Origin of the sequence: Streptomyces sp. MK37H (genome assembly GCF_018035285.1) — a bacterium.
GTDB lineage: Bacteria > Actinomycetota > Actinomycetes > Streptomycetales > Streptomycetaceae > Streptomyces > Streptomyces endocoffeicus.
Genome location: NZ_JAAAYH010000644.1, coordinates 1 through 3,564 on the forward strand (window position 1 = coordinate 1; position 3,564 = coordinate 3,564).

The 3,564-nt window shown below is 73.8% G+C and carries 3 protein-coding genes; 1 reads left to right on the forward strand and 2 read right to left on the reverse strand.

Annotation, left to right across the window (positions count from 1 at the left end; all coding sequences use genetic code 11):
• The coding region (locus tag GWI24_RS42045; RefSeq protein WP_210951285.1) for an HAD hydrolase-like protein at nt 1-855 on the reverse strand (855 nt) is incomplete at its 3' end.
• A 75-nt stretch (nt 856-930) separates the two neighbouring features.
• On the opposite strand from GWI24_RS42045, the gene GWI24_RS42050 reads away from it, so the two are divergent.
• Entirely contained in the window at nt 931-2,277 is a 1,347-nt protein-coding gene (locus GWI24_RS42050; RefSeq protein ID WP_210951286.1) for a DUF1015 family protein, read from the forward strand.
• Nucleotides 2,278-2,359: 82 nt separating this feature from the next.
• Here the strand turns inward: GWI24_RS42050 and GWI24_RS42055 are convergent, their stop codons facing one another.
• Nucleotides 2,360-3,205, reverse strand: coding sequence for a tetratricopeptide repeat protein (locus tag GWI24_RS42055; protein WP_210951287.1), 846 nt, complete (start codon nt 3,203-3,205; stop codon nt 2,360-2,362).
• Nucleotides 3,206-3,564: the final 359 nt, after the last annotated feature.

Genomic DNA, 3,564 nt, shown 5'->3' on the forward strand with positions numbered 1-3,564 from the left:
CTCCTCGTCCCGCTCCACCTCCGGCTGCGGGGTGAGCAGCCCCCGCAAGTCGCGGTCCACATACGAGGGCCGGTGCCCGGGCTCGGCGGCCAGCAGCTGTGCGGGCGTCGTCACCCCGGTCAGCACCAGCAACGAGTCCACCCCGCCCGCGTACGCGCCCTCGATATCGGTGTCCAGCCGGTCCCCGACCACCAGCGGCCGCCGGGCGCCGGTCCGCAGGATCGTCTCCCGGTGCATCGGCGGCAGCGGCTTCCCCGCGGCCTGCGGGGACGTGCCCGCCACGATGCGTACGACCTCCACCGCCGCGCCGTTGCCCGGGGCGATGCCCCGTCCGCTGGGGATCGTCAGGTCCAGGTTGGAGGCGAACCACGGCACTCCGCGCGCCACCGCGTACCCCGCCTCCATCAGCCGCGCCCAGGGCATGTCCGGCCCGCCGTACCCCTGGGCCACCGCCGCCGGGTCGTCGTCGGCCGAGTCCACCGGCGTCAGCCCGCGCTCGCGCAGCGCCACCCGCAGCCCCTCCCCGCCGATCACCAGCACCCTCGCCCCCTTCGGCAACTGCTCGGAGATCAGCCGGGCGACCGCCTGCGCGGAGGTGATCACATCGTCGGGGGTGGCGGGCATCCCGAGCCGGGTCAGATGCTCGGCCACCACCTCCGGCGTCCGCAGCGCGTTGTTGGTCACATACGCCAGCCGCATCCCGCCGTCCCGCGCGGTGACCAGCGACTCCACGGCATGGTCAATGGCCTCGCCGCCCGCGTACACCACCCCGTCGAGGTCCAGCAGAGCCGTGTCGTACGCCTCGTTCAGCGACTGCCGGCTGGACTCGGGCCGGGTGCGGACGGGCTGGTTCATGGGGGCCACTCCTCGCAGATCTGTGCGCTTCTCCCCGATCATCGCGTATCCCCGCGCGGGGCATAACATTCACTGATGAGCATTCCAGGGCCTGGCGGACAAGGTCTGCAGCTCACCCCCTTCCGGGGGCTGCGCTATGTCGCGGAGCGGGTCGGCAGTCTCGCCGCCGTCACCTCACCGCCCTACGACGTGGTGGTCAGGCCCGAGGGCCTGCGCGAGCTCGAGACGGCGGACCCGTACAACATCGTCCGGCTGATCCTGCCGCAGGCCGGGACCCCGGAGGCCCGCCACCGCCAGGCCGCCGAGACGCTGCGCCGCTGGCAGGCGGACGGAGTGCTCGCCCCGGACCCCGAACCCGCGCTCTACGTCTACGAGCAGCGCGACGGCCCGACCCTCCAGCGCGGGCTGATCGGCGCGCTGCGGCTGAGCCCCCGCGAGGAGGGCATCGTCCTCCCCCACGAGGAGGTCATGCCGCATATCGTCGAGGACCGAGCCGATCTGATGCGCGCCACCGCCGCCCATCTGGAGCCGCTGCTGCTCGCCTACCGCGGCAACGGGAACGGCACTTCGGGAAACGGGGCCTCAGTGAACGGAGCCGCCGGGCAGGGGACCGGCGGGGCGGCGCAGGTGATCGAACGCACCATCCTGCGCGAGCCGTTGCTCTCCACGACCACCGAGGACGGCGTCGACCACCATCTGTGGCGGGTCACGAACCCGGCCGACCTCGTGGAGGTCTCCACCGACCTCCGCCACCACCAGGCCCTCATCGCCGACGGGCACCACCGCTGGGCCACCTATCTGCGGCTGCGCGAGGAGCGACGGGAGCCCGGCCCCTGGGACTTCGGGCTCGTCCTGCTCGTCGACACCGCCCGCTATCCGCTCCGGGTCCGGGCCATCCACCGGCTGCTCCGCCGGCTGCCCCCGGACCAGGCGCTTCCGGCGGTGCGGCGCGCCTTCCGGGTGCGGACGATCGACGGCCCGCTGCCGCACGCCCTGGAGACGCTCGCCGAGGTGGCCGAGGCGGCGCGCGCCGAGCCCGGCGCGCCGAACGCCTTCCTGCTGGCCGGGGACGGCCGCTTCCACCTCCTGGACCGGCCGGATCCGGAGCTGCTGGCCCGTACGGTCCCCGACAGACGCCCGGCGGCTTGGCGGACGCTGGACGCGACGGTGCTCCACCACACCCTGCTGGACCATCTGTGGAACGTCCCGGACACGCCCGAGCACATCGGCTACCTCCACGACCCGACGGCGGCCGTCGAGCAGGCGGAGCGGCTGGGCGGCACGGCGGTGCTGATGCATCCGGTGCGCGAGGACGTCGTGCACGACCTGGCGCGGCAGGGAGTCGCGATGCCGCACAAGTCGACGTCCTTCGGGCCGAAGCCGGCGACGGGGCTGGTGCTGCGGAGCCTGACGCTGGGCTGAGCCCTTCGGGGGCGGACATGCGAGCGGACATGCGAAGGGGGCGGGATCCCGGTCCGGGGTCCCGCCCCCTCATGTCATGGCATCAGCGGTCGTCGCCATCCTCGTCGGACCCGGCTGCCTGGCCCTCGGACGTGGCCTCGGCCACCGGCTCGACGTCCTCGGCATCGTCGCCCTCGGGCTCGACCATGTCCCCGTCGGCCAGGAGCTCGTCGACCTCCGGCTCCTCGACCTCCGGCTCCTCGACTGTCGATTCCTCGACCGGCTGGCGGGCGTCGTCGTCCGCCGCCTCCTCGGGATCGAGGGCGTCCACGAACTCGACCCCGTCCAGCTCGGCGAGCCGGTCCGACGCGTCCGTGCTCCCGCTCTGATCCGCCTCCAGCGCCTTGGCGAACCACTCCCGGGCCTCGTCCTCGCGGCCGACCGCCAGCAGCGCGTCGGCGTACGCGTAGCGCAGCCGGGCGGTCCAGGGCTGGATGGAGTTCGAGGCCAACTCCGGGCTCTGCAGGGTGACCACGGCGGCGTCGGCCTGACCCATGTCGCGCCGGGCGCCGGCGGCCACCATCCGCATCTCGACCTGACCGGCCCGGTCCAGCTTCTGCACCTCCGGCTCACCGGCCATGGCCAGCGCCCGCTCGGGACGGCCCATGCCGCGCTCGCAGTCGGCCATCACCGGCCACAGCTCGGAGTTGCCGGTCATCCGGCGCGCGGCACGGAACTCCGCGAGCGCCTCGGCGTACTTCCCGACGGCGTACGAGGCGAAGCCCGCGGCCTCGCGCACGGCGGCCACCCGGGAGGCGAGCCGCAGGGCGACGCGCGAGTACTGGTACGCCCGCTCGGGTTCGTCGTCCAGCAGCTTGGCCACCATGACGAGGTTCTTCGCGACGTCCTCGGCGAGGGTCTTCGGCAGGCTCATCAGCTCCTGCCGCACGCCCTTGTCGATCTCCTCGCCGGTGACGTCCTCGGGGATCGGCAGCCGCCTGATCGGCTCACGGTCGCGGTCCCTGCCACGCTCTTCGCGACGCCCGTAGCCGCCGGTGCGGTCGTCACGGCGCTTGAACCCACCGCCGCCGCCGGAGCGCCGGTCGTCGCGGCCCCCGCCCTGACCGTACGGACGACGCGGACCGCGGTCGTCCCGACCACCCCGGAAACCACCGTCGCGGTCATCACGGCGAGGCCCACGCGCCCGGTCGTCGCGGCGGTCGTCACGACGATCGTCACGGCGGTCGTCCCGGCGGAACCCACCGCGGTCGTCATCACGACGGTACGAGGGCCGCTCATCACGGCGCT